Annotated in this window: 14 protein-coding genes; 12 read left to right on the forward strand and 2 right to left on the reverse strand. The window is 61.1% G+C overall.

All coding sequences use genetic code 11. The features are described 5' to 3' along the window. Position 1: 1 nt before the first annotated feature. The 3 genes from PSFL_RS21110 to PSFL_RS21120 all read left to right on the forward strand — a co-directional run bounded on the left by PSFL_RS21110 (position 2) and on the right by PSFL_RS21120 (position 3,649). Positions 2-1,114 carry a hypothetical protein gene (locus PSFL_RS21110; protein ID WP_397470445.1) on the forward strand — a complete coding sequence of 371 codons (1,113 nt, stop codon included), beginning with the start codon at positions 2-4 and terminating at the stop codon, positions 1,112-1,114. A 262-nt stretch (positions 1,115-1,376) separates the two neighbouring features. Then, positions 1,377-2,159 carry a hypothetical protein gene (locus PSFL_RS21115; RefSeq protein WP_258558635.1) on the forward strand — a complete coding sequence of 261 codons (783 nt, stop codon included), beginning with the start codon at positions 1,377-1,379 and terminating at the stop codon, positions 2,157-2,159. 182 nt (positions 2,160-2,341) lie between these two features. After that, positions 2,342-3,649, forward strand: coding sequence for a hypothetical protein (locus PSFL_RS21120; protein ID WP_397470446.1), 1,308 nt, complete (start codon positions 2,342-2,344; stop codon positions 3,647-3,649). Between the two features lie 41 nt (positions 3,650-3,690). Here PSFL_RS21120 and PSFL_RS21125 read toward each other — a convergent pair whose 3' ends face one another. Both PSFL_RS21125 and PSFL_RS21130 read right to left on the reverse strand, forming a co-directional pair. Beyond that, a complete protein-coding gene (locus PSFL_RS21125) occupies positions 3,691-6,969 on the reverse strand; it encodes an EAL domain-containing protein (RefSeq protein ID WP_397470447.1) in 3,279 nt (1,092 codons plus the stop codon). 63 nt (positions 6,970-7,032) lie between these two features. Continuing rightward, entirely contained in the window at positions 7,033-7,923 is an 891-nt protein-coding gene (locus PSFL_RS21130; RefSeq protein ID WP_057438603.1) for a LysR family transcriptional regulator, read from the reverse strand. 146 nt (positions 7,924-8,069) lie between these two features. Here PSFL_RS21130 and leuC point away from each other — a divergent pair, with 146 nt between their 5' ends. The 9 genes from leuC to PSFL_RS21175 all read left to right on the forward strand — a co-directional run bounded on the left by leuC (position 8,070) and on the right by PSFL_RS21175 (position 19,092). After that, a complete protein-coding gene (gene leuC / locus PSFL_RS21135; protein ID WP_057438604.1) occupies positions 8,070-9,488 on the forward strand; it encodes a 3-isopropylmalate dehydratase large subunit in 1,419 nt (472 codons plus the stop codon). Positions 9,489-9,498: 10 nt separating this feature from the next. Continuing rightward, the gene (leuD, locus tag PSFL_RS21140; RefSeq protein ID WP_057438605.1) at positions 9,499-10,143 is read left to right on the forward strand and encodes a 3-isopropylmalate dehydratase small subunit; all 645 of its coding nucleotides are present in this window, start codon (positions 9,499-9,501) and stop codon (positions 10,141-10,143) included. Between the two features lie 146 nt (positions 10,144-10,289). Next, on the forward strand, positions 10,290-11,054 hold the full coding sequence (locus PSFL_RS21145) for a class I SAM-dependent methyltransferase (RefSeq protein WP_198792583.1): 765 nt from the start codon (positions 10,290-10,292) through the stop codon (positions 11,052-11,054). Between the two features lie 53 nt (positions 11,055-11,107). Beyond that, positions 11,108-12,190, forward strand: a complete 1,083-nt coding sequence (leuB, locus tag PSFL_RS21150) for a 3-isopropylmalate dehydrogenase (protein ID WP_057438607.1) — start codon at positions 11,108-11,110, stop codon at positions 12,188-12,190. Positions 12,191-12,254: 64 nt separating this feature from the next. Continuing rightward, a complete protein-coding gene (gene asd / locus PSFL_RS21155) occupies positions 12,255-13,367 on the forward strand; it encodes an aspartate-semialdehyde dehydrogenase (RefSeq protein ID WP_057444111.1) in 1,113 nt (370 codons plus the stop codon). A gap of 239 nt (positions 13,368-13,606) precedes the next feature. After that, positions 13,607-14,617: an aspartate-semialdehyde dehydrogenase gene (locus PSFL_RS21160; RefSeq protein WP_397470448.1), complete on the forward strand. Its 1,011-nt coding sequence runs from the start codon at positions 13,607-13,609 to the stop codon at positions 14,615-14,617. 162 nt (positions 14,618-14,779) lie between these two features. After that, a complete protein-coding gene (locus PSFL_RS21165; protein WP_397470449.1) occupies positions 14,780-17,332 on the forward strand; it encodes a FimV/HubP family polar landmark protein in 2,553 nt (850 codons plus the stop codon). A gap of 238 nt (positions 17,333-17,570) precedes the next feature. Beyond that, on the forward strand, positions 17,571-18,395 hold the full coding sequence (gene truA / locus PSFL_RS21170) for a tRNA pseudouridine(38-40) synthase TruA (RefSeq protein WP_057438609.1): 825 nt from the start codon (positions 17,571-17,573) through the stop codon (positions 18,393-18,395). 64 nt (positions 18,396-18,459) lie between these two features. Beyond that, entirely contained in the window at positions 18,460-19,092 is a 633-nt protein-coding gene (locus tag PSFL_RS21175; RefSeq protein ID WP_057438610.1) for a phosphoribosylanthranilate isomerase, read from the forward strand. Positions 19,093-19,096 lie beyond the last annotated feature (4 nt).

A 19,096-nucleotide genomic window follows, 5' to 3' on the forward strand; every position in this document is an offset into this window, starting at 1 on the left:
AATGTCTTATCTATCTGTTAATAATCCTCCGAGCGTTAATGTCGGTAATCATCAGCTTGATCGGGCCGCGCCGGTAGCTGCTCAGGTTGGAAGTGTTGACGCAAGTAAGCCGCTGGGGGCTAAGCCGAGTGTTTTGCCAGATTATAACCGTACCGTTGCGAATGGGCGGGAAAGTACAGTCGTCAGTACCGACGCACTTTCAAAACTGCTTGATATGTTTGAACTTCTCTTTAAGGCGATGCGAGATGTGCTGTCTGGCAAAAAACACTCTCCTGATGTTTTGCCGACAATGGACAAGCCGACTGAAGTGAAATCCCAGCCTGGGGATAACCCGGCCCTCCCAGGCAAGGAATTGAAAGCACCGGTTGACGCGGGTAAGCCGGTAATTTCAGGCAAAGACTTAAAAAACCAGCTCGATAGGGACAAACCGGCCGAGAAGAAGCCGCAAGCCGAGAGCCAGCCGGCGGTTCCGGGCAAGGACACCAAAGTGCCGCTCGAGACGGACAAACCGGCCGAGAAGAAGCCGCAAGCCGAAAGCCAGCCGGCTGTTCCGGGCAAGGACGCCAAAGTGCTGGTCGAGGCGGACAAGCAGGCCGAGAGCAAGCCCTTAATCCCGGGCAAGCAACCCGCAGTGTCGCCGGATATCAAGGTCTTGCCCCGGGTTCCAGATACAGACTCCAAAGTGTCCTCCGACTCAGTGGTGCGGGTGAACGTTAATATCAACAACTGCCATTGCCCGGCGGACGCTCATTCGGCGATTGACGTTCGTACGAAGCCTGGTTCGGTACCTGCGTCGCTGGTACCCGTGATCACGGCGAATGTGACACCCGAGTTGGAGCCCCAGCGGCCCGTGCCCATGATCAGCAGTCGTGTGAAACCCGGCGTGGTCCCCCAACCGGCGCCGCCAGTGGTCGATAGTCGCGTGAAGTCTGGCCCGGAACCCAGGGTGGTAGTACCCCAGACCGACGCCCGTGTAGAACCTGATGCCTTGCCACTGCCAACCCCAGCAGTGCAGCCGGACAAGCCGTTGCCAGGGACTGACCTGACCTCCCCGGGCCCAGACTGCGGTCCAGATGAAATGGGTTGGGCTACGGCCTTCTCTCGTCGGCCCTAGTACCTCTTCAGAGCCTGTAAACCTTTAAATTCAACCAGTTGCTTCTCCGGTCAGTGACCGGCCGGAGGGGCACTTAGTGGGGGTCAGAATCATGTCCGTGTTAAACGTTAACAGCGCTGTACACCTCATGTGTGATTGTTCGGGACGGCAGGGGGAGGCGTTTCATGGCGCCACCCAGAGGCCTTCGATACAGCGTTTGGGGGGCAGCACGGCTTCCCGTCAGCACTCGGTAAAAAACTGCTTCAAGCGGGCGACGGGTGAGGTGAAGAAGCCTGCGGTGGACTTGCAGGCTATTATTTCGATGTTCAGCGCTTTCTTGAGCCAGCTTTCAGCATTGCTGTCAGGCCGTAACGAACAAGACACCGTCAAGGTTGTTCCCGAGCCGGTCAGACCAGAGGTCAAGCCAACACCGGTAGTGCCAGAACCGGAGACGGCACCTACACCTCTTCCTGACCTATCGAGTAAGCGCAATGGGGCCAAGTGTGACGATATCTGGGGCGGTTTCCGCCAAGGGCCCGATGGCAATTGCGTGACTGTTTCGGCGATCAAGGCAGCCATGCATAAGTTTGGGCAAAGCCCTACCGATGTTTATAAACGCGTTCGTAAAACCGCCCAGGGCTATGAAGTCACGATGCGCGATGGCTATTACTTGACCGTGAGCCACCAGGAGTTGAAGCAGGCGGCTGCAGGGGCACGGTTTTTTGGACGAGACAAAGGCGCACTCAAGGATGCTGAGTTTATGTTTGCTTGCAGTGTCAAGCGTGCGCATTTGGATAATAACGATGGCAGGGCTGCGAGAAGTTTTAGCGCGGCGATACGCAGTCTCAATAATGGCGAAGATGAAAATGGTCCCGGTGAAGGTTTTCAGCGGCTGGGCTTAATACATTATATGAAACGTGTCCCTGTAAGCACCCTGGCCCGGGGACAGGTAGGGATGGTCAATCGGGCCTTGCATTCGGTTGCAGTGATTGATGGCCGGGAGGAGTTGTGGGGCCGAAAAGGCAGGGCGCCAACGTACGGGGACGCAGTGGCGCTGATCGGTTGAGTGAAGTTGTAGAGGGGGCTGTCGAGTAAGCTTTAAAAATAAGAGTCGTTGTAGTTATCCTGCGCAGGTTTTTGTTATTCATTTTTCTGGCTTTTCAATATCTGGCATTTGTTGTTTTTTAACAATGCGTTTTTGTCGTGTCTTTAATATTGTTGTGGGTAGGGGGTGTCATGAATATAAGTATGTTTAATCCGTTATTTACTGATGGTTATAGGGCAGCTCTTGAGCCGGCCAATAGTTTTTCCTCAGGTGAGTTGTCGACGAAACGTGGCAAGAAACCCGATAATATCTTGAATGCTTTTACCGCCACCCCGCGTGGTTTTGGTGAGTGCTTTGATAGCAGCACCCATGCGGCGGTTATTAAAATGATGATGATGACATTTGGTCAAAACCCACGGGATATGTTTGAGGAAGTGAAAGTCGCGGGGGATGGTTATGACATCACGATGAAAGATGAGTTTAAGGTGCATATTTCCAAAGAGGAACTAAAACTGACGTCGAAGGCATCGCGATTTGCTGGCAATGACAGTTCGGCCATTGCCGATGCCAATGTTGTGCTGGCGGCGTTTGCCAAGCGTAAACAACAAACCGGGGAATATGGCAGTTTCGAGCAGGCCTTACGCAAGAGCCTTGAAGGCGAAACCACGCAGAACTGCCTGCGGGGCATGGGAATGATTGGTTTTGCCCAGTTTGTGCCCACTACTGATATGGCCGCCAGCGGCGCGTTGGGTGTGGTGGAGACACATAATTTTGGCTCGGCCTTTGTCATGGATAGCACCCAGCATAACTACGGACACAAGCAAAGAGTTGATCGAAGTTACGGGTATATGTTGTTCAATGACACGCAGGCGCCGGAGGCATCGCCCGCAAGTCTCGAGACAGGTGCGCTGAAGTTATCCCGTGCGCCCGTGGGTGTCCCCCCCGCTGATATCTGGAGTGGCTTTTATCAAGGGGTAGAAGGCAACTGTGTCACCGTATCAGCGATCAAGGCGGCGATGATGAGGTTTGGGCAACGCCCGCAAGACATCTTTAAAAAGGTCACGGTCACCGCTGAAGGCTATGAAGTGGTCATGAGAGATTCTTATAAGTTGACCCTGACCCATGATGAGCTGAGAAAGGCCCAGGCAGCCTCCAACTTGAAGGGCACCAATCCGTCATTGCTGGCCGATGCCAATTTCTTGTACGCCGCGAGTGCAAAGCGCGCGCAGTGGGAGAACAACGACGGCCGTGCTCGTCAGAGTTTTGAGATGGCCATGGAAACCCTGAACGACGGTGAGTATCCGGGAGCGGCGCTGCGCAGGCTTGGGCTGTCGGCCTATGTCCGTGAAAGCACGGTAAAAGAACTGATAAATGGGGCGATTGGTACCCTGGCCAACTCCCACCACTCGGTGGTGGTCATTGGCGGGATGCTGGATATGTATGGGCAAAAGTGCAATTTGGTCCAATCGCAATGGCAGGACTACTTCCTGCGTGCGTTGAAGTTGGTGTAAGGCAGGTGCAGGGCTGAGGGTATTTGGCGCTCTCCCTGCGCTTACCTCAATAGCAGCGTAAATGCCTCCAGGGGCAATGGCCGGCTGTGCAAATAGCCTTGATACAAATGGCAGCCCAGGCCTTGCAGGAACGCCAGTTGCTCAGGGGTTTCCACACCTTCGGCAATCACCTCCAGGTTCAGGCTGCGCGCCATGGCCACGATCGCGCGGATGATCTCGGCGTCGTTGGGGTCGTGGGTGGCGTCGCGCACAAATGACTGATCGATTTTCAACGCATCGACCGGCAGGCGCTTGAGGTAGGTCAAGGATGAATAACCGGTGCCGAAATCGTCCATGGCAAAGCTGACCCCGAGCTTTTTCAGGCGGCGCATTTTGCTGATGGTGTCGTCCAGATTCTGAATCACAATGCCTTCGGTGATTTCCAGTTTCAGCAAGCTGAACGGCAAGTGATGCTGCGTCAGGCTGCGCTCCACCCGTTCGACAAAGTCGTTCTGGCGAAACTGCCGGGGGCTGATATTCACGCACAGGCTGAAGCCTTCCGGCTCCACCAGGCCTTCGGCGATCAGGCGGGCAAACGTGGCGCAGGCTTCGTCGAGGATCCAGGTGCCGACCTCAAGGATCAGTCCGCTGTCTTCCAGGACCTTGATGAACTCTGTGGGTGACTGTGCCCCCAGTTGCGGATGCTGCCAGCGCACCAAGGCCTCGGCGCCGACAATGCGATTGTCCCGGGCATCCACTTGGGGCTGGTAATGCACGCTGAACTCGCCCCGTGATAACGCCAGGCGCAGATCCGTCTCCATGCGCAGGCGCTCGCTGGCAGTGCGTTGCATGCTGTTATGGAACATCTGCGTGGTGTTGCGCCCCGAGTCCTTGGCCCGATACAGGGCGATATCCGCGCGCTTGAGCAGGTCCGCCGGCGTCGAGCCGTGATCGGGGATCAGCGCCACGCCGATACTGGGGGTGACCTGCAAGCGCTGGCCATCGAGAAACATTGGCTCGGACAGCAACTCGCGCAGGGTGTTGGACAGCAATTGCACCTGTTTACTGACCTCAGTTCGCGAACCCTCCAGGCCGCTGAGCAGCACCACGAACTCATCGCCGCCCAGGCGCGCCACCGTGTCCTCCATGCGCACGCTGGCTTCCAGGCGTGCGGTGACGATTTTCAGCACGGTGTCGCCCACCGGGTGGCCGAGGGAATCGTTGATGTGCTTGAAGTGATCCAGGTCCAGAAACAGCAGCGCGCCCCGCAGGTTGTGGCGTTTGAGCAAGGCGATCTGCTGGCTCAGGCGGTCCATCAGCAGGGCGCGGTTGGGCAGGTTGGTCAGGGGGTCGTGATAAGCCAGGTGACGGATCTGCGCCTGCGCACTTTTCAGCAGGCTCACATCCCGTGCGGTCAGCAGCAGGCACGGCGTTTCATTGAGGGTAATCGGCTCGACCGACACCTCCACCGCCAGCAACTCGCCGCGTTTGTTGTGCCAGAGCATGTCCATGTGATGGATGCGGCCTTTGACCTGTAATTCGGCCAACAGCGTGGTGCGCTGGTTTTCGTCGGCCCAGATACCGATCTGGTAGAGGGTCAGGCCGATCGCTTCCTCGGCGCGGTAGCCGGTCAGGCGGCAGAAACCGTCATTGACCTCCACGTAGCGCCCAGTGTCGCGCTCGGTAATGGACACGGCGTCGGGGCTGGAATGGAAGGCCTTGGCGAACTTTTCTTCGCTGGCCTTGAGCGCCGCCTCCGAGCGCTGTTGCTGGGTGATATCGCGCAGGGTAGTGACCACGCAGCGCTGGTGGCCGACCTTGATCAACCGGCTGGAAATCATGCAGGTCAGGCGCTGGCCATTTTTGTGATGGGCGATGATGGCCACATTGCTCAGCGCCTGTTCGCGAATCACTTGTTCGATGCGCTGCAGGCGTTGGGTCGGCTCATCCCACAAGCCGATCTGCTCGGCGGTGTGGTTGATGACTTCGGCGGCGCTCCAGCCAAAGGTCTGGGTAAAGCTGGGGTTGATTTCAACGAATTCGCCGCTGGCCAGAGTGGTCACGCAAATCGGGTCGGGGCTGGCGAGGAACAGGCTGGCGAACTTTTCTTCGGAGGCGCTCAGGCGCTGTTCACGTTCGACCTGGTCGGTGATATCCAGCAAGGTGCCCGCCATGCGCAGCGGCGCGCCCTGGGCGTCGCGATACAGGCGGGCGCGGCTTTCCAGGTAGCGCGAGCTGCCGTCTCCCAGTTGCACGCGGTAGGTCAACTGGTAGTTGCCGGCCGGCCCTTCACGCAGGGTGCGATAGGCATCGCGCATGCTGGCGCGCTCTTCATCGGGCATGCCTTCAAAAAAAGCATCGAAGGACTCATGGAACGGGTGCGGATCCAGGCCGTGCAACTGTGCGGCCCGCGCCGAGCCATAAAGCATGCCGCTGGGGATATGCCAGTCCCAGGTGCCCAGTTGGGCCGAGTCCAGGGCCAGGTCCAGGCGCTCCTGACTGTCCTTGAGAGCCTGCTCGGCGTTCTTGCGCTCGGTGGTGTCGAGGAAGGTGCTGATGAGGTAGGCCTGGCCGTCGAGTTCGACCTTTTGCGCGCTGAGGGTGCCGTCATGGATTTGCCCATTGCTGGCGCGAAATTGCACCTCCATGGTGATCGGTTCGCCTTTGCGCTGGGTCGCCCTGACCAACAGGGCCCGTTGCTCGGGGTGGACCCATAGCCCCAGGTCGAGGGTGGTGCGACCAATGGCATCGTTGACCGGCCAGCCGAACAGGCTTTCGAAATACTGGTTGGCCTCGCTGATCAGGCCGTCTTCCTGGCGGGTCAGCAGGACCATGTTCGGGCACAGGTGGAACAGCGTGGCGAAGCGTTTTTCCGAGTGGCCCAGGGCATGTTCGCGTTCGCGCTGCTGGGTGGTTTCACGGATCACCCCGATCATCCGGCGGCGCCCCGAGGCATCCGGCTGCAGGCTGCCGTTGATTTCCAGCCAGTGCAGGCTGCCGTCCGGCCACTGGATGCGGTGATGCATGGCTTGCTCGAAGGGCGCGCCGGCCAGGACCGCGTGAAACGCGCGGATCACGCGGCCGCGGTCTTCGGCGGCCAGCAAGTCGAGGTAGTCCAGGTCCTTGGGCAACGGCTGGCGGGGGTCGAAACCGAACAGCGCCTGGGTGCCGCGCGACCAACTGATCCGCCCGCAGTCGATATCCCAGCTCCAGGCACCGAGCCGTGCGGCATTGAGCGCCGCCAACAGCTGCGGGGCATTTTCCCAGCTTTGTTCCGCCTGCTGGGGGTCCAGGGCGTGGATGCGGGGCAGCGGCGGCACGGGATCGACGGGGTTGGGCATTATCAAGGGGCCTTGGCTCGATGGGCATTCGGCGCGGGAACAGGGTCTACAGGCCGCACGGCCTCATGCCGGCGTCGCGGCCGGATCAACCTGTGCATCCAATAGGCTCATGAAAGCCCGCGCAGCGTTCGACAGCGTCCTTTCGGTGTGCACGATATAGCCTAGCTGGCGACTGAGCTGTATGCCCGGTAAAGCGATACTGGCCACTTGATCATCAAGCATGGTGCGGGGCAACACACTCCAGGCCAGGCCGATGGAGACCATCATCTTGATGGTTTCCAGGTAGTTAGTGCTCATGGCGATGTTCGGCGTCAGGCCCTGGGCCTCGAACAGGCGGTGCACGATATGGTGGGTAAAGGTGTTGCCGCCGGGGAATACCGCCGGGTGTCGGGCAATGTCGGTCAGGCTGATGGTGCCGTTACTGGCCAGGCTGTGTTCGGGCGCCACCACGAAATCCAGGGGGTCGTCCCACACCGGGGTGGCCCGCACCAGGCTGTGGGGCTCCGGGGCCAGGGTGATGACCGCCACTTCGGCGCGGCCGTGGAGGATTTCCTCGTAGGCTACTTCCGAGTCCAGGAACTGAATATCCAGGGCCACATTCGGGTATTCCCGGGTAAAGGTGCGCAATACTGGGGGCAGGCGATGCAGGCCGATGTGATGGCTGGTCGCCAGAGTCAGGCGCCCGCTGACTTCGCCGGTCAGGTTGGTCAGGGCGCGGCGAGTGTCGTCCAGCACATTGAGGATCTGATAGGCACGGGGCAGCAGGGCGCGTCCGGCCTCTGTCAGGCCGACCTCACGGCCCAGCCGATCGAACAAGCGCACCTTCAATTGCTGCTCAAGGCCGGCAATGCGCTTGCTGATCGCCGGTTGCGTCAGGTGCAGGCGCTCTCCGGCCCCGGAGAAGCTGCCGGTTTCGGCGATGGCAATAAAGGCATTGAGGTTGGCCAGGTCCATAGTGGTATTCCAGTTGGTTATCCAAAGCATAAAAAATATGAATTTGAGTTATTTAATGTAACGCCATAGCATCAGCCTCACAAGCCAAAGGGTTATTGAATCGGTCAACGCCCAGGGCATAGAAAGACGCTGATGAGGACCGACTGATGGCCGGCAAAACGCTTTACGACAAACTCTGGGATTCCCATGAAGTGAAACGGCGCGATGATGGGTCGTCGCTGATCTACATCGACCGTCACATCATCCACGAAGTGACCTCGCCCCAAGCGTTCGAAGGCCTGCGACTGGCCGGGCGCAAGCCTTGGCGCGTCGACTCGATCATCGCCACCCCGGACCACAACGTGCCAACCACCCCAGAGCGCAAGGGCGGTATCGAAGCCATTGCCGACCAGGTCTCGCGCTTGCAGGTCCAGACTCTCGATGACTATTGCGACGAGTACGGCATCACCGAATTCAAGATGAACGACGTGCGCCAGGGCATCGTCCACGTGATCGGCCCGGAGCAGGGCGCGACCTTGCCGGGCATGACTGTGGTCTGCGGCGACTCCCACACCTCGACCCACGGTGCATTCGGCGCCCTGGCCCACGGCATTGGCACCTCCGAGGTAGAACACGTGTTCGCGACCCAGTGCCTGGTCGCCAAAAAAATGAAGAACATGCTGGTGCGCGTCGAAGGCAAGTTGCCGTTCGGTGTGACCGCCAAGGACATCGTGCTGGCCGTGATCGGCAAGATCGGTACCGCTGGCGGTAATGGGCATGCCATCGAGTTTGCCGGCAGCGCGATTCGCGACCTGTCCATCGAAGGCCGCATGACCATCTGCAACATGTCCATCGAAGCCGGTGCCCGGGTGGGCATGGTCGCGGCGGATGAAAAAACCGTGGAATACGTCAAAGGCCGACCTTTCGCACCGGCTGGCGCCGAGTGGGAGGCTGCCGTCGAGGCCTGGAAAGACCTGGTGTCCGACGCCGATGCGGTGTTCGATACCGTAGTCGAGCTCGACGCGGCCCAGATCAAGCCACAGGTCAGTTGGGGCACCTCGCCGGAAATGGTCCTGGCCGTTGATCAGAACGTGCCGGACCCGGCCCAGGAAGCCGATCTGGTCAAGCGCGGCTCCATCGAGCGCGCCTTGAAGTACATGGGCTTGAAAGCCAACCAGGCGATCACCGACATCCAGTTGGATCGCGTGTTTATCGGTTCCTGCACCAACTCGCGGATCGAAGACTTGCGCGCCGCGGCGGTGATCGCCAAGGGCCGCAAAGTGGCCTCGACCATCAAGCAAGCCATTGTGGTGCCAGGTTCGGGCCTGGTGAAGGCCCAGGCTGAGGCCGAAGGGCTGGACAAGATCTTCCTCGAAGCCGGTTTTGAATGGCGTGAGCCGGGCTGCTCGATGTGCCTGGCGATGAACCCGGACCGTTTGGAGTCGGGGGAGCATTGCGCGTCCACCTCCAACCGTAACTTCGAAGGGCGTCAGGGCGCCGGTGGCCGTACCCACCTGGTCAGCCCGGCCATGGCCGCCGCCGCTGCCGTCAACGGTCGTTTCATCGACGTTCGCGAATTGATCTGAGGAATACCCGATGAGAGCTTTTACCCAACACACCGGTCTTGTCGCGCCGTTGGACCGTGCCAACGTGGACACCGACCAGATCATCCCCAAGCAGTTCTTGAAGTCGATCAAGCGCACCGGTTTCGGCCCGAACCTGTTCGATGAGTGGCGCTACCTGGACGTGGGCTACGCCTACCAGGACAACTCCAAGCGCCCGTTGAACAAGGATTTTGTGCTCAACGCCGAGCGCTATCAGGGCGCCAGCGTGTTGTTGGCCCGGGAAAACTTCGGTTGCGGCTCCAGCCGTGAACACGCGCCGTGGGCCCTGGAAGAATATGGCTTTCGCAGCATTATTGCGCCGAGCTACGCCGACATCTTCTTCAACAACAGCTTCAAGAACGGCTTGCTGCCGATCATCTTGAGCGATGCCGAAGTGGACGAGTTGTTCCAGCAAGTGGAAGCCAATGTCGGCTACCAGTTGACCGTCGACCTCGCCGCACAGACCGTGACCCGTCCGGATGGCAAGGTGTACCACTTTGAAGTGGATGCCTTCCGCAAACACTGCCTGATCAATGGCCTGGACGATATCGGCCTGACCTTGCAGGACGGCGAGGCGATTGCCGCGTTTGAAGCCAAGCACCGGGCCAGCCAGCCTTGGTTGTTTCGTGATGCGTAATTCTATGTAGGCTGGACTGGCCCCTTGGCGAGCAAGCCCGCTCCCACATTCGACCGAGTTCCTTCAGTTGAAATGCGCTCAAATGTGGGAGCGGGCTTGCTCGCGAAAGGGCCTGTATGAACACCACAAAAGCCAGGAACATCACCATGACCAGCACCGCCCACACCCAAGTCGTGCAAAAGCAATTCGGCGAACAGGCCTCGGCCTACCTGAGCAGTGCCGTGCACGCCCAGGGCACCGAGTTCGCACTGCTGCAGGCCGAACTGGCCGGGCAGGGCGCGGCACGCCTGCTGGACCTGGGCTGTGGCGCCGGTCACGTGAGTTTCCATGTAGCGCCGCTGGTCAAGGAAGTGGTGGCCTACGACCTGTCCCAGCAGATGCTCGACGTGGTCGCCGCGGCGGCAGTGGAGCGCGGCCTGGACAACATCCGCACCCTGCATGGCACCGCCGAGCGCCTGCCATTCGCCGATGGCGAGTTCGACTTCGTGTTCAGCCGCTACTCGGCCCATCACTGGAGCGACCTCGGCCTGGCCCTGCGCGAAGTGCGCCGGGTGCTCAAGCCGGGCGGCGTGGCGGCGTTTGTCGATGTCTTGTCACCGGGCAGCCCGCTGTTGGACACTTACCTGCAAACCGTCGAAGTGCTGCGCGACACCAGCCACGTGCGCGATTATTGCGCCGGCGAGTGGATGCGCCAGCTCAACGAAGCCGGCCTGCATGTGCGCAACAGCAGTCGCCAGCGCCTGCGCCTGGAATACACCTCGTGGGTCGAACGCATGCGCACCCCGCCCGTGTTGCGCGCAGCAATCTTGGCGTTGCAGCAGGCGATGGGCCAGGAAGTGCGCGATTACTATGAAATTCAAGCCGACGGCACCTTCAGCACCGACGTGCTGGTGGTGTTCGCTGAGCGCTGATTAATTTTTCCCGACCTGCCCACGGGCGGGTCGCTTGATGAAATGAGGAACTCATGAGCAAGCAGATTCTGATTCTCCCTGGCGACGGTATTGGCCCGGAAATCATGGCCGAAGCGGTCAAGGTCCTGGAATTGGCCAACAGCAAGTACAGCCTGGGCTTTGAATTGAGCCACGACGTGATCGGCGGCGCCGCTATCGACAAGCACGGCGTGCCCCTGGCCGATGAAACCCTCGACCGCGCCCGAGCTGCCGACGCCGTGCTACTCGGCGCCGTGGGCGGGCCGAAATGGGACAAGATCGAACGCGACATCCGCCCAGAACGCGGCCTGCTGAAGATCCGTGCGCAACTGGGCCTGTTCGGTAACCTGCGCCCGGCGATCCTCTATCCGCAACTGGCCGACGCGTCGAGCCTCAAGCCGGAAGTGGTGGCAGGCCTGGATATCCTGATCGTGCGTGAGCTGACCGGTGGCATCTACTTCGGCTCGCCACGGGGCGTGCGTGAGCTGGAGAATGGCGAGCGCCAGGCCTACGACACCCTGCCGTACAGCGAGAGCGAAATCCGCCGCATCGCCCGTGTCGGTTTCGACATGGCCCGTGTGCGTGGCAAGAAGGTCTGCTCGGTGGACAAGGCCAACGTCCTGGCGTCCAGCCAACTGTGGCGCGAAATCGTCGAAGAAGTGGCCAAGGATTACCCGGACGTCGAGCTGAGCCACATGTATGTGGATAACGCCGCCATGCAACTGGTGCGTGCGCCCAAGCAGTTCGACGTGATCGTCACCGACAACCTGTTTGGCGACATCCTGTCCGACCAGGCTTCGATGCTCACCGGTTCCATCGGCATGCTGCCGTCGGCGTCCCTGGACACCAACAACAAGGGCATGTACGAGCCGTGCCACGGTTCGGCGCCGGACATCGCGGGCCAGGGCATTGCCAACCCGTTGGCGACCATTTTGTCGGTGTCGATGATGTTGCGCTACAGCTTCAACCTGAGCGCAGCGGCGGATGCCATCGAGCAGGCGGTGAGCCTGGTGCTGGACCAGGGCCTGCGTACCGGCGACATCTGGTCACAGGGTTGCACCAAGGTCGGGACGCAGGAAATGGGCGACGCAGTAGTCGCCGCGCTGCGGAATCTGTAATCTCTCTGGCCCGCTTGCAGTTGTTGCTGCAAGGCGGCCCACTTTTTAACAAGGTGTAGTTGCGATGAAACGTGTAGGTCTGATCGGTTGGCGCGGTATGGTCGGTTCCGTGCTCATGCAGCGGATGCTGGAAGAGCAGGATTTCGATCTTATTGAGCCGGTGTTTTTCACCACTTCGAATGTCGGTGGCCAAGGGCCGTCCGTGGGCAAGGATATCGCCCCGCTCAAGGACGCCTACAACATTGAAGAGCTGAAGACCCTCGACGTCATTCTGACCTGCCAGGGTGGCGACTACACCAGTGAAGTCTTCCCCAAGCTGCGCGAAGCCGGCTGGCAGGGCTACTGGATCGACGCCGCGTCCAGCCTGCGTATGCAGGACGACGCGGTGATCATCCTCGACCCGGTCAACCGCAAGGTCATCGACCAGCAGCTCGACGCCGGCACCAAGAACTATGTCGGCGGCAACTGCACCGTCAGCCTGATGCTGATGGGCCTGGGTGGCCTGTTCGAAGCCGGGCTGGTGGAGTGGATGAGCGCCATGACCTATCAGGCGGCCTCCGGTGCCGGCGCGCAGAACATGCGTGAGCTGATCAAGCAGATGGGCGCGACCCACGCGGCCGTCGCCGATCAACTGGCCGACCCGGCCAGCGCGATCCTCGATATCGACCGCCGTGTGGCCGAGGCCATGCGCAGCGACGCCTACCCGACCGAGAACTTCGGCGTGCCCTTGGCCGGCAGCCTGATCCCGTGGATCGACAAGGAACTGCCGAACGGCCAGAGCCGCGAAGAGTGGAAGGCCCAGGCCGAGACCAACAAGATCCTCGGGCGCTTCAAGAACCCGATCCCGGTGGACGGTATCTGTGTGCGGATCGGCGCCATGCGCTGCCATAGCCAGGCGCTGACCATCAAGCTCAACAAAGACGTGCCGATCGCCGACATCGAAGGGCTGATCAGCCAGCACAACCCATGGGTCAAGCTGGTGCCGAACAGCCGCGAAATCAGCATGCAGGAGCTGAGCCCGACCAAGGTCACCGGCACCCTGAATGTACCGGTGGGCCGTCTGCGCAAGCTGAACATGGGCACCCAGTACCTGGGCGCCTTCACTGTAGGTGACCAGCTGCTGTGGGGCGCGGCCGAGCCGCTGCGCCGGATGTTGCGGATCCTGCTGGAGCGTTGATCGCTTTGTGGTGTTGAAGAAACCCGCGTTCTGGTGACAGGCGCGGGTTTTTTGTTGCGCCTGGGGCCGTCATCGCGGGCAAGCCCGCTCCCACACTTGAATGCGTTCACAGATCGAAATGTGGGAGCGGGCTTGCCCGCGATGACGGCCTGCGCCACACCACAAACCCCAGGCCAATTGCCTCACTCCCCACCACCCGGTAAAGTGCCGCTCCCCCCGCAATGCCCGAGGCAGCCTCCATGACCCAGACCTTTGATATCGCCGTGATCGGCGCCACCGGTACGGTTGGCGAAACCCTGGTGCAGATCCTCGAAGAGCTGGACTTCCCGGTAGGCACCTTGCACCTGCTGGCCAGTAGCGAGTCGGCCGGCGCGTCGGTGCCGTTTCGCGGCAAAAATGTGCGGGTGCGGGAAGTCGATGAATTTGATTTCAGCAAGGTGCAACTGGCTTTCTTCGCCGCAGGCCCGGCGGTCACCTTGAGTTTCGCCCCCCGCGCCACTGCGGCGGGTTGCTCGTTGATCGACCTGTCCGGCGCCTTGCCGGCCGAACAGGCGCCCCAGGTGGTGCCGGAGGCCAATGCCCAGATGCTGGACGGTTTGAAAAAACCATTCCAGCTCGGTAGCCCAAGTCCTTGCGCCACCCATCTGGCAGTGGTCCTCGCGCCGCTGCGGGGGCTGTTGGATATCCAGCGCGTCAGCGTCACCGCTAACCTGGCGGTGTCCGCCCAGGGCCGTGAAGCCGTCAGCGAACTGGCCCGGCAAACCGCCGAGCTGCTGAATGTACGGCCCCTGGAACCCAAATTCTTTGACCGGCAGATGGCTTTCAACCTGTTGGCCCAGGTCGGCACGCCGGATGCGCAGGGCCACACTGCCCTGGAAAAGCGCCTGGTCCACGAACTGCGCGCCCTGCTTGAACTACCGTTACTGAAAATTTCCGCGACCTGCGTTCAAGCTCCGGTGTTTTTTGGCGATAGCCTGAGCGTGTCCCTGCAACTGGCGGGCGCTGTGGACCTGGGCGCAGTGAATCGCGCGTTGGAAGCGGCGCCGGGCATCGAACTGGTGGAAGAGGGCGATTACCCTACAGCCGTTGGGGATGCGGTCGGTCAGGACGTGGTCTACGTGGGGCGGGTGCGTGCCGGCATCAACGACCCGGCGGAACTAAACTTGTGGCTGACGTCAGATAACGTACGCAAAGGCGCGGCGCTTAACGCCGTGCAACTGGCACAGTTGTTGATAAAACACCTTGTGTAAAAGATACTTGGCGGCAATTTGTAGATTGATTCTAGCCAAGCGCTATGCTTGGCCCCATGCAGGAAAAGTTGCGCGTCGGTGAACTATCGGCTCGCCATGCCGAATGGCAGCGGTACCCAACCTTCTCGCCGGCCGAGGAGTGTTCAAACAAAGGATGAGGCTATGGTTCAAGTTCGCAAACTGGTGTTAGCAATAGCGGCCGCCTCGGCGCTGTCCTCCGGTATGGCGCAAGCGCTGCAACTTGGGGAGATGACCCTCAAGTCGAAGTTGAACCAGCCTCTGTCGGTGGAGATCGAGCTGCTCGACGTGGGCGGGCTGACGGCCTCCGATATCGTGCCCAGCCTCGCGTCTTCCCAGGCCTTTGTGGATGCGGGGGTCGATCGCCAGGCGTTCCTCGATGAGCTGACCTTTACCCCGGTGCTCAACCCGAGCGGTCGCAGCGTGGTTCGTGTCACCTCGAGCAAGCCATTGCCTGATTCCTATGTACGCTTCCTGTTGCAGGTGCAATGGCCGAATGGTCGGTTGATGCGTGACTACAGCGTCTTGCTGGACCCGGCCAAGTTCGAGCAAAAAGCCCCTGAGGCCAGCGCCCCGGCACCCCGTCTTGCGCCGCCTGCTGCTGCCAGTGTGACCAAGGCGGCAGAATACACCACGACTTCCCGCGACACCCTGTGGGAAATCGCCGCAAAAAATCGCAATGGCGGCTCGATCCAGCAGACCATGCTGGCGATCCAGGCGTTGAACCCGGGAGCCTTTGTCGACGGCAACATCAACCGCATGAAGACCGGCCAGGTATTGCGCATGCCGGACCCGGTACAAAGCACCAGTCTGCCGCAGCCCGAGGCGATCGCCGAAGTGACCGCGCAGAATGCGGCCTGGCGCCAGGGGCGCCGTGGCGCTAACAATCAGGCAGCGGGGCGCCAGCAACTGGATGCGACCAAACGCACCCAGGCCGGCGCAGCGCCGTCGCAGACGGCAGCGAAGGACAACCTGAGCCTGGTCTCGGCCGAAGCCGCCAAGGCGGGCGTCAAGGGCGCGGCGGGTGATAGCAAGGCTTTGAACAACAAGCTGGCGGTGACCCAGGAAAGCCTGGATTCGACCCGCCGTGAAAATGAAGAACTGAAAAGCCGCATGACTGACCTGCAAAGTCAGTTGGACAAGCTGCAGCGGCTGATTGAGCTGAAAAACAACCAACTGGCCAAGTTGCAGGCTGAAGGCGGTGCCCCGGCGCAGCCGGCTGTAATCCCTGCCGAACTGGCTGCGGCGCCGACCGCGCCTGCTGCCCCTGCTCCGGCTGCCGAAGCGCCGGTGGTCGCGCCAGTGGAAACCCCGGCTGAGCCTGCGCCAGTGGCCAGCACCGAAGGCAAGTTCAATGACCTGCTGACCAACCCTATCGTCCTCGGGGTGATCGGTGGTGCCGCCGGCCTCCTGGTGTTGTTGCTCCTGCTGCTATGGGCGCGCCATCGCAATGCGCGCCTGGAAGAGGAAAAACACCTGCGCATGGCGCGGGCGCTGGCCGAAGAGCCGGAATTTTCCTCGAATATTGAGCAGGACCTGTCTCTGGACAGTTTCGAGGGCCTTGAAGTCCCGGCGGCAAGCGTCAAGCTGGCTCCAGCTCCAGCTCCAGCTCCGGTTGCCGTGGCGCCGGTGCCAGTGTCTGCCCCGGCGACCAGCATGGCGCCGCCAAGCAAACTGATCATCGAACCCGGTTCCTCCGATGCCCTGGCCCAGGCCCAGTCCCATCTGGACCGTGGTCACTTGAACCAGGCGGCGGCCGTGCTGGAAGAGGCGATCAAGCTGGAGCCCGCGCGCAGTGACCTGCGCCTCAAGCTCCTGGAAGTCTACGGCCAGCAGGGCGACAAGGACGGTTTCGTGACCCAGGAGCGCCAGTTGGTCGCCAATGGCGAGAACCACGCCCAGGTCGAGCTGTTGAAAAATCGCTACCCGGCCATGGCCGTGCTCGCGGCGGGCGTCAGTGCTGCGGTCGCCGCCGCCGCGCTTGATGCGCAGTACGTCAAGGATCTGCTCCAGGAAGAGCCGGCGCCTGCTCCCGCGCCTGAAACCGATGCTTTCGACAATGATTTCGACCTGAGCCTGGATGACCTGGAAGCCGCGTCGCCGGCAGTGGTCGCGCCGGAGCCCGAGGTCGATGACCTGAGCTTTGAGTCGGTGCTGCAGCAGCAAACCGAGGCCAAGGCCAGCCCGGACGATCTGTCCGACTTTGACCTCGACTTGCAGCTGGATGCGCCAGCCTCCCAGTCCGACGATGACTTCCTCTCGGGCCTGGAAGAAGAGATGAAGGACCTGCCGCCGGTCGAGCCGCCCACCCTGACGCCAGCTGCGCTGGATGACTTTGACCTGCCGGAAGACTTCGACCTGTCCCTGGCCGACGAGCCTGCATCATCGAGCAAGCCGGACGCATTCGCCTCGGAGCTTGACGACGTCAACGCCGAGCTGGAACGTCTGTCGCAGAGCCTGGAAAGCCCGTCGATCGAACCGAGCTTCACCGCTGAAGATGCGGCAAAGGGCGACGATGAGCCGGAATTCGACTTCCTGTCGGGTACCGACGAAGTCGCCACCAAACTCGACCTGGCCCAGGCCTACATCGACATGGGCGATGAGGGCGGTGCGCGTGACATCCTGGCCGAAGTCCTCACTGAGGGTGACGACGGCCAGCGTAGCGAAGCCAAGGAAATGCTCAGCCGCCTGGTGTGATTACCGGCAATTAACGCAGCGGCGGCCTTCGGGTCGCCGTTTTGCATTTAAATGGGGGAGTCGGGCTTGCTCGCGATAGAGGCGACTCGGTCCGTCAGTAAAAACGAGGCGCGGCTATCGCAGGCAAGCCAGCGCCCACAAAATGCCCCAGGCCCAGGCCTGGCACTTTATAATGGCCGCCTTTGCGCAACTATCAGGCTCTCAGCTCTTGGCAAATATAGATAACGCGGCCGCCGAAATGGCGGCCGCCGGCTTTTTCAGAATCGCCCTGGGCGTGGAATACAAAGGCTCGCGCTATCGCGGCTGGCAGCGCCAGGCCTCTGGCGTGCCGACCGTGCAGGAAACCCTGGAGAAGGCCCTGTCGAAGGTCGCCGACTCGCCGGTTTCATTGATGTGCGCCGGGCGCACCGACGCGGGCGTACATGCCTGCGGGCAAGTGGTGCATTTTGACACCCAGGCCGAGCGTTCGATGAAGGCGTGGGTCATGGGCGCCAATATCAATCTGCCCCACGATGTCAGCGTCAGCTGGGCCAAGGTTATGCCGGCGCACTTCCATGCGCGGTTCAAGGCGATTGCCCGGCGTTACCGCTATGTGATCTACAACGATCAGATCCGTCCGGCGCACTTGAACGAAGAAATCACCTGGAACCACCGTCCGCTGGACGCCGAGCGCATGGCTGAAGCGGCCCAGCATCTGGTGGGGATCCACGATTTCAGCGCCTTTCGCGCCGGCCAGTGCCAGGCCAAGTCGCCGATCAAGGAAGTCCACCACCTGCGGGTGACCCGTCACGGCAAGATGATTGTCCTGGATATCCGCGCCGGGGCGTTCCTGCACCATATGGTGCGCAATATCGCCGGGGTGCTGATGACCATCGGCACCGGCGAGCGCCCGGTGGAGTGGGCCAGGGAGGTGCTGGAGAGCCGGGTGCGGCGTACCGGCGGGGTTACGGCGCACCCGTTCGGCCTGTACCTGGTGGAGGTGGAGTACCGCGACGAGTTCGAGCTGCCGCAGCGTTTCATCGGGCCACACTTCCTCACTGGTTTCACTGAACTTGGCGGCTGACGCCCGGAAAAGCATTTGTTACCATCCGGGACTTTCCTGGACAGCCCCCTGAGGTTCCGACGATATGTCAGGCGTTCGCAGCAAGATTTGCGGGATTACCCGCATGGAAGACGCGCTGGCGGCAGTCGAGGCGGGGGCTGACGCCATTGGCTTTGTGTTTTATGCCAAGAGCCCGCGGGCGGTAACGGTGCAGCAGGCCCGGGCGATCATTGCCGGCTTGCCGCCGTTCGTGACCACTGTGGGGCTGTTCGTCAACGCCAGCGCCTGCGAGCTCAATGAAACCCTGGATGCGGTGCCCCTGGACCTGTTGCAGTTCCATGGCGACGAAACCCCGGAGGAGTGCGCCGGCTACCATCGCCCGTATATCAAGGCGCTGCGGGTCAAGGCCGGGGACGATATCGCCGCCAGTTGTGCCGCCTACGCCGGGGCCAGCGGGATTTTGCTCGATGCCTATGTCGAGGGCATTCCTGGCGGTACCGGCGAGGCCTTCGATTGGTCGCTGATCCCACAGGGCTTGAGCAAGCCGATCATCCTGGCGGGTGGCTTGTGCGCTGACAATGTGGCGCAGGCCATTGCTCAGGTTCGCCCGTATGCCGTCGACGTCAGTGGCGGGGTGGAGCAGGCCAAGGGCATCAAGGACTCTGGCAAGATTCACGCATTCATGCAGGCAGTGCGCAGCAGCAGTGGCGCGATGTGACGGC

This window comes from Pseudomonas sp. DD1 (genome assembly GCF_044510355.1).
In the GTDB taxonomy this organism is placed as follows: domain Bacteria; phylum Pseudomonadota; class Gammaproteobacteria; order Pseudomonadales; family Pseudomonadaceae; genus Aquipseudomonas; species Aquipseudomonas shahriarae.

What these genes read in the sequence shown, in the direction of transcription:
- PSFL_RS21110 (WP_397470445.1), top strand. Translation starts at nt 2, where the DNA reads ATGTCTTATCTATCTGTTAATAATCCTCCGAGCGTTAATGTCGGTAAT.
- PSFL_RS21120 (WP_397470446.1), top strand. Translation starts at nt 2,342, where the DNA reads ATGTTTAATCCGTTATTTACTGATGGTTATAGGGCAGCTCTTGAGCCG.
- PSFL_RS21125 (WP_397470447.1), bottom strand. Translation starts at nt 6,969, where the DNA reads ATGCCCAACCCCGTCGATCCCGTGCCGCCGCTGCCCCGCATCCACGCC.
- PSFL_RS21130 (WP_057438603.1), bottom strand. Translation starts at nt 7,923, where the DNA reads ATGGACCTGGCCAACCTCAATGCCTTTATTGCCATCGCCGAAACCGGC.
- leuC (WP_057438604.1), top strand. Translation starts at nt 8,070, where the DNA reads ATGGCCGGCAAAACGCTTTACGACAAACTCTGGGATTCCCATGAAGTG.
- leuD (WP_057438605.1), top strand. Translation starts at nt 9,499, where the DNA reads ATGAGAGCTTTTACCCAACACACCGGTCTTGTCGCGCCGTTGGACCGT.
- PSFL_RS21145 (WP_198792583.1), top strand. Translation starts at nt 10,290, where the DNA reads ATGACCAGCACCGCCCACACCCAAGTCGTGCAAAAGCAATTCGGCGAA.
- leuB (WP_057438607.1), top strand. Translation starts at nt 11,108, where the DNA reads ATGAGCAAGCAGATTCTGATTCTCCCTGGCGACGGTATTGGCCCGGAA.
- asd (WP_057444111.1), top strand. Translation starts at nt 12,255, where the DNA reads ATGAAACGTGTAGGTCTGATCGGTTGGCGCGGTATGGTCGGTTCCGTG.
- PSFL_RS21160 (WP_397470448.1), top strand. Translation starts at nt 13,607, where the DNA reads ATGACCCAGACCTTTGATATCGCCGTGATCGGCGCCACCGGTACGGTT.
- PSFL_RS21165 (WP_397470449.1), top strand. Translation starts at nt 14,780, where the DNA reads ATGGTTCAAGTTCGCAAACTGGTGTTAGCAATAGCGGCCGCCTCGGCG.
- truA (WP_057438609.1), top strand. Translation starts at nt 17,571, where the DNA reads ATGGCGGCCGCCGGCTTTTTCAGAATCGCCCTGGGCGTGGAATACAAA.
- PSFL_RS21175 (WP_057438610.1), top strand. Translation starts at nt 18,460, where the DNA reads ATGTCAGGCGTTCGCAGCAAGATTTGCGGGATTACCCGCATGGAAGAC.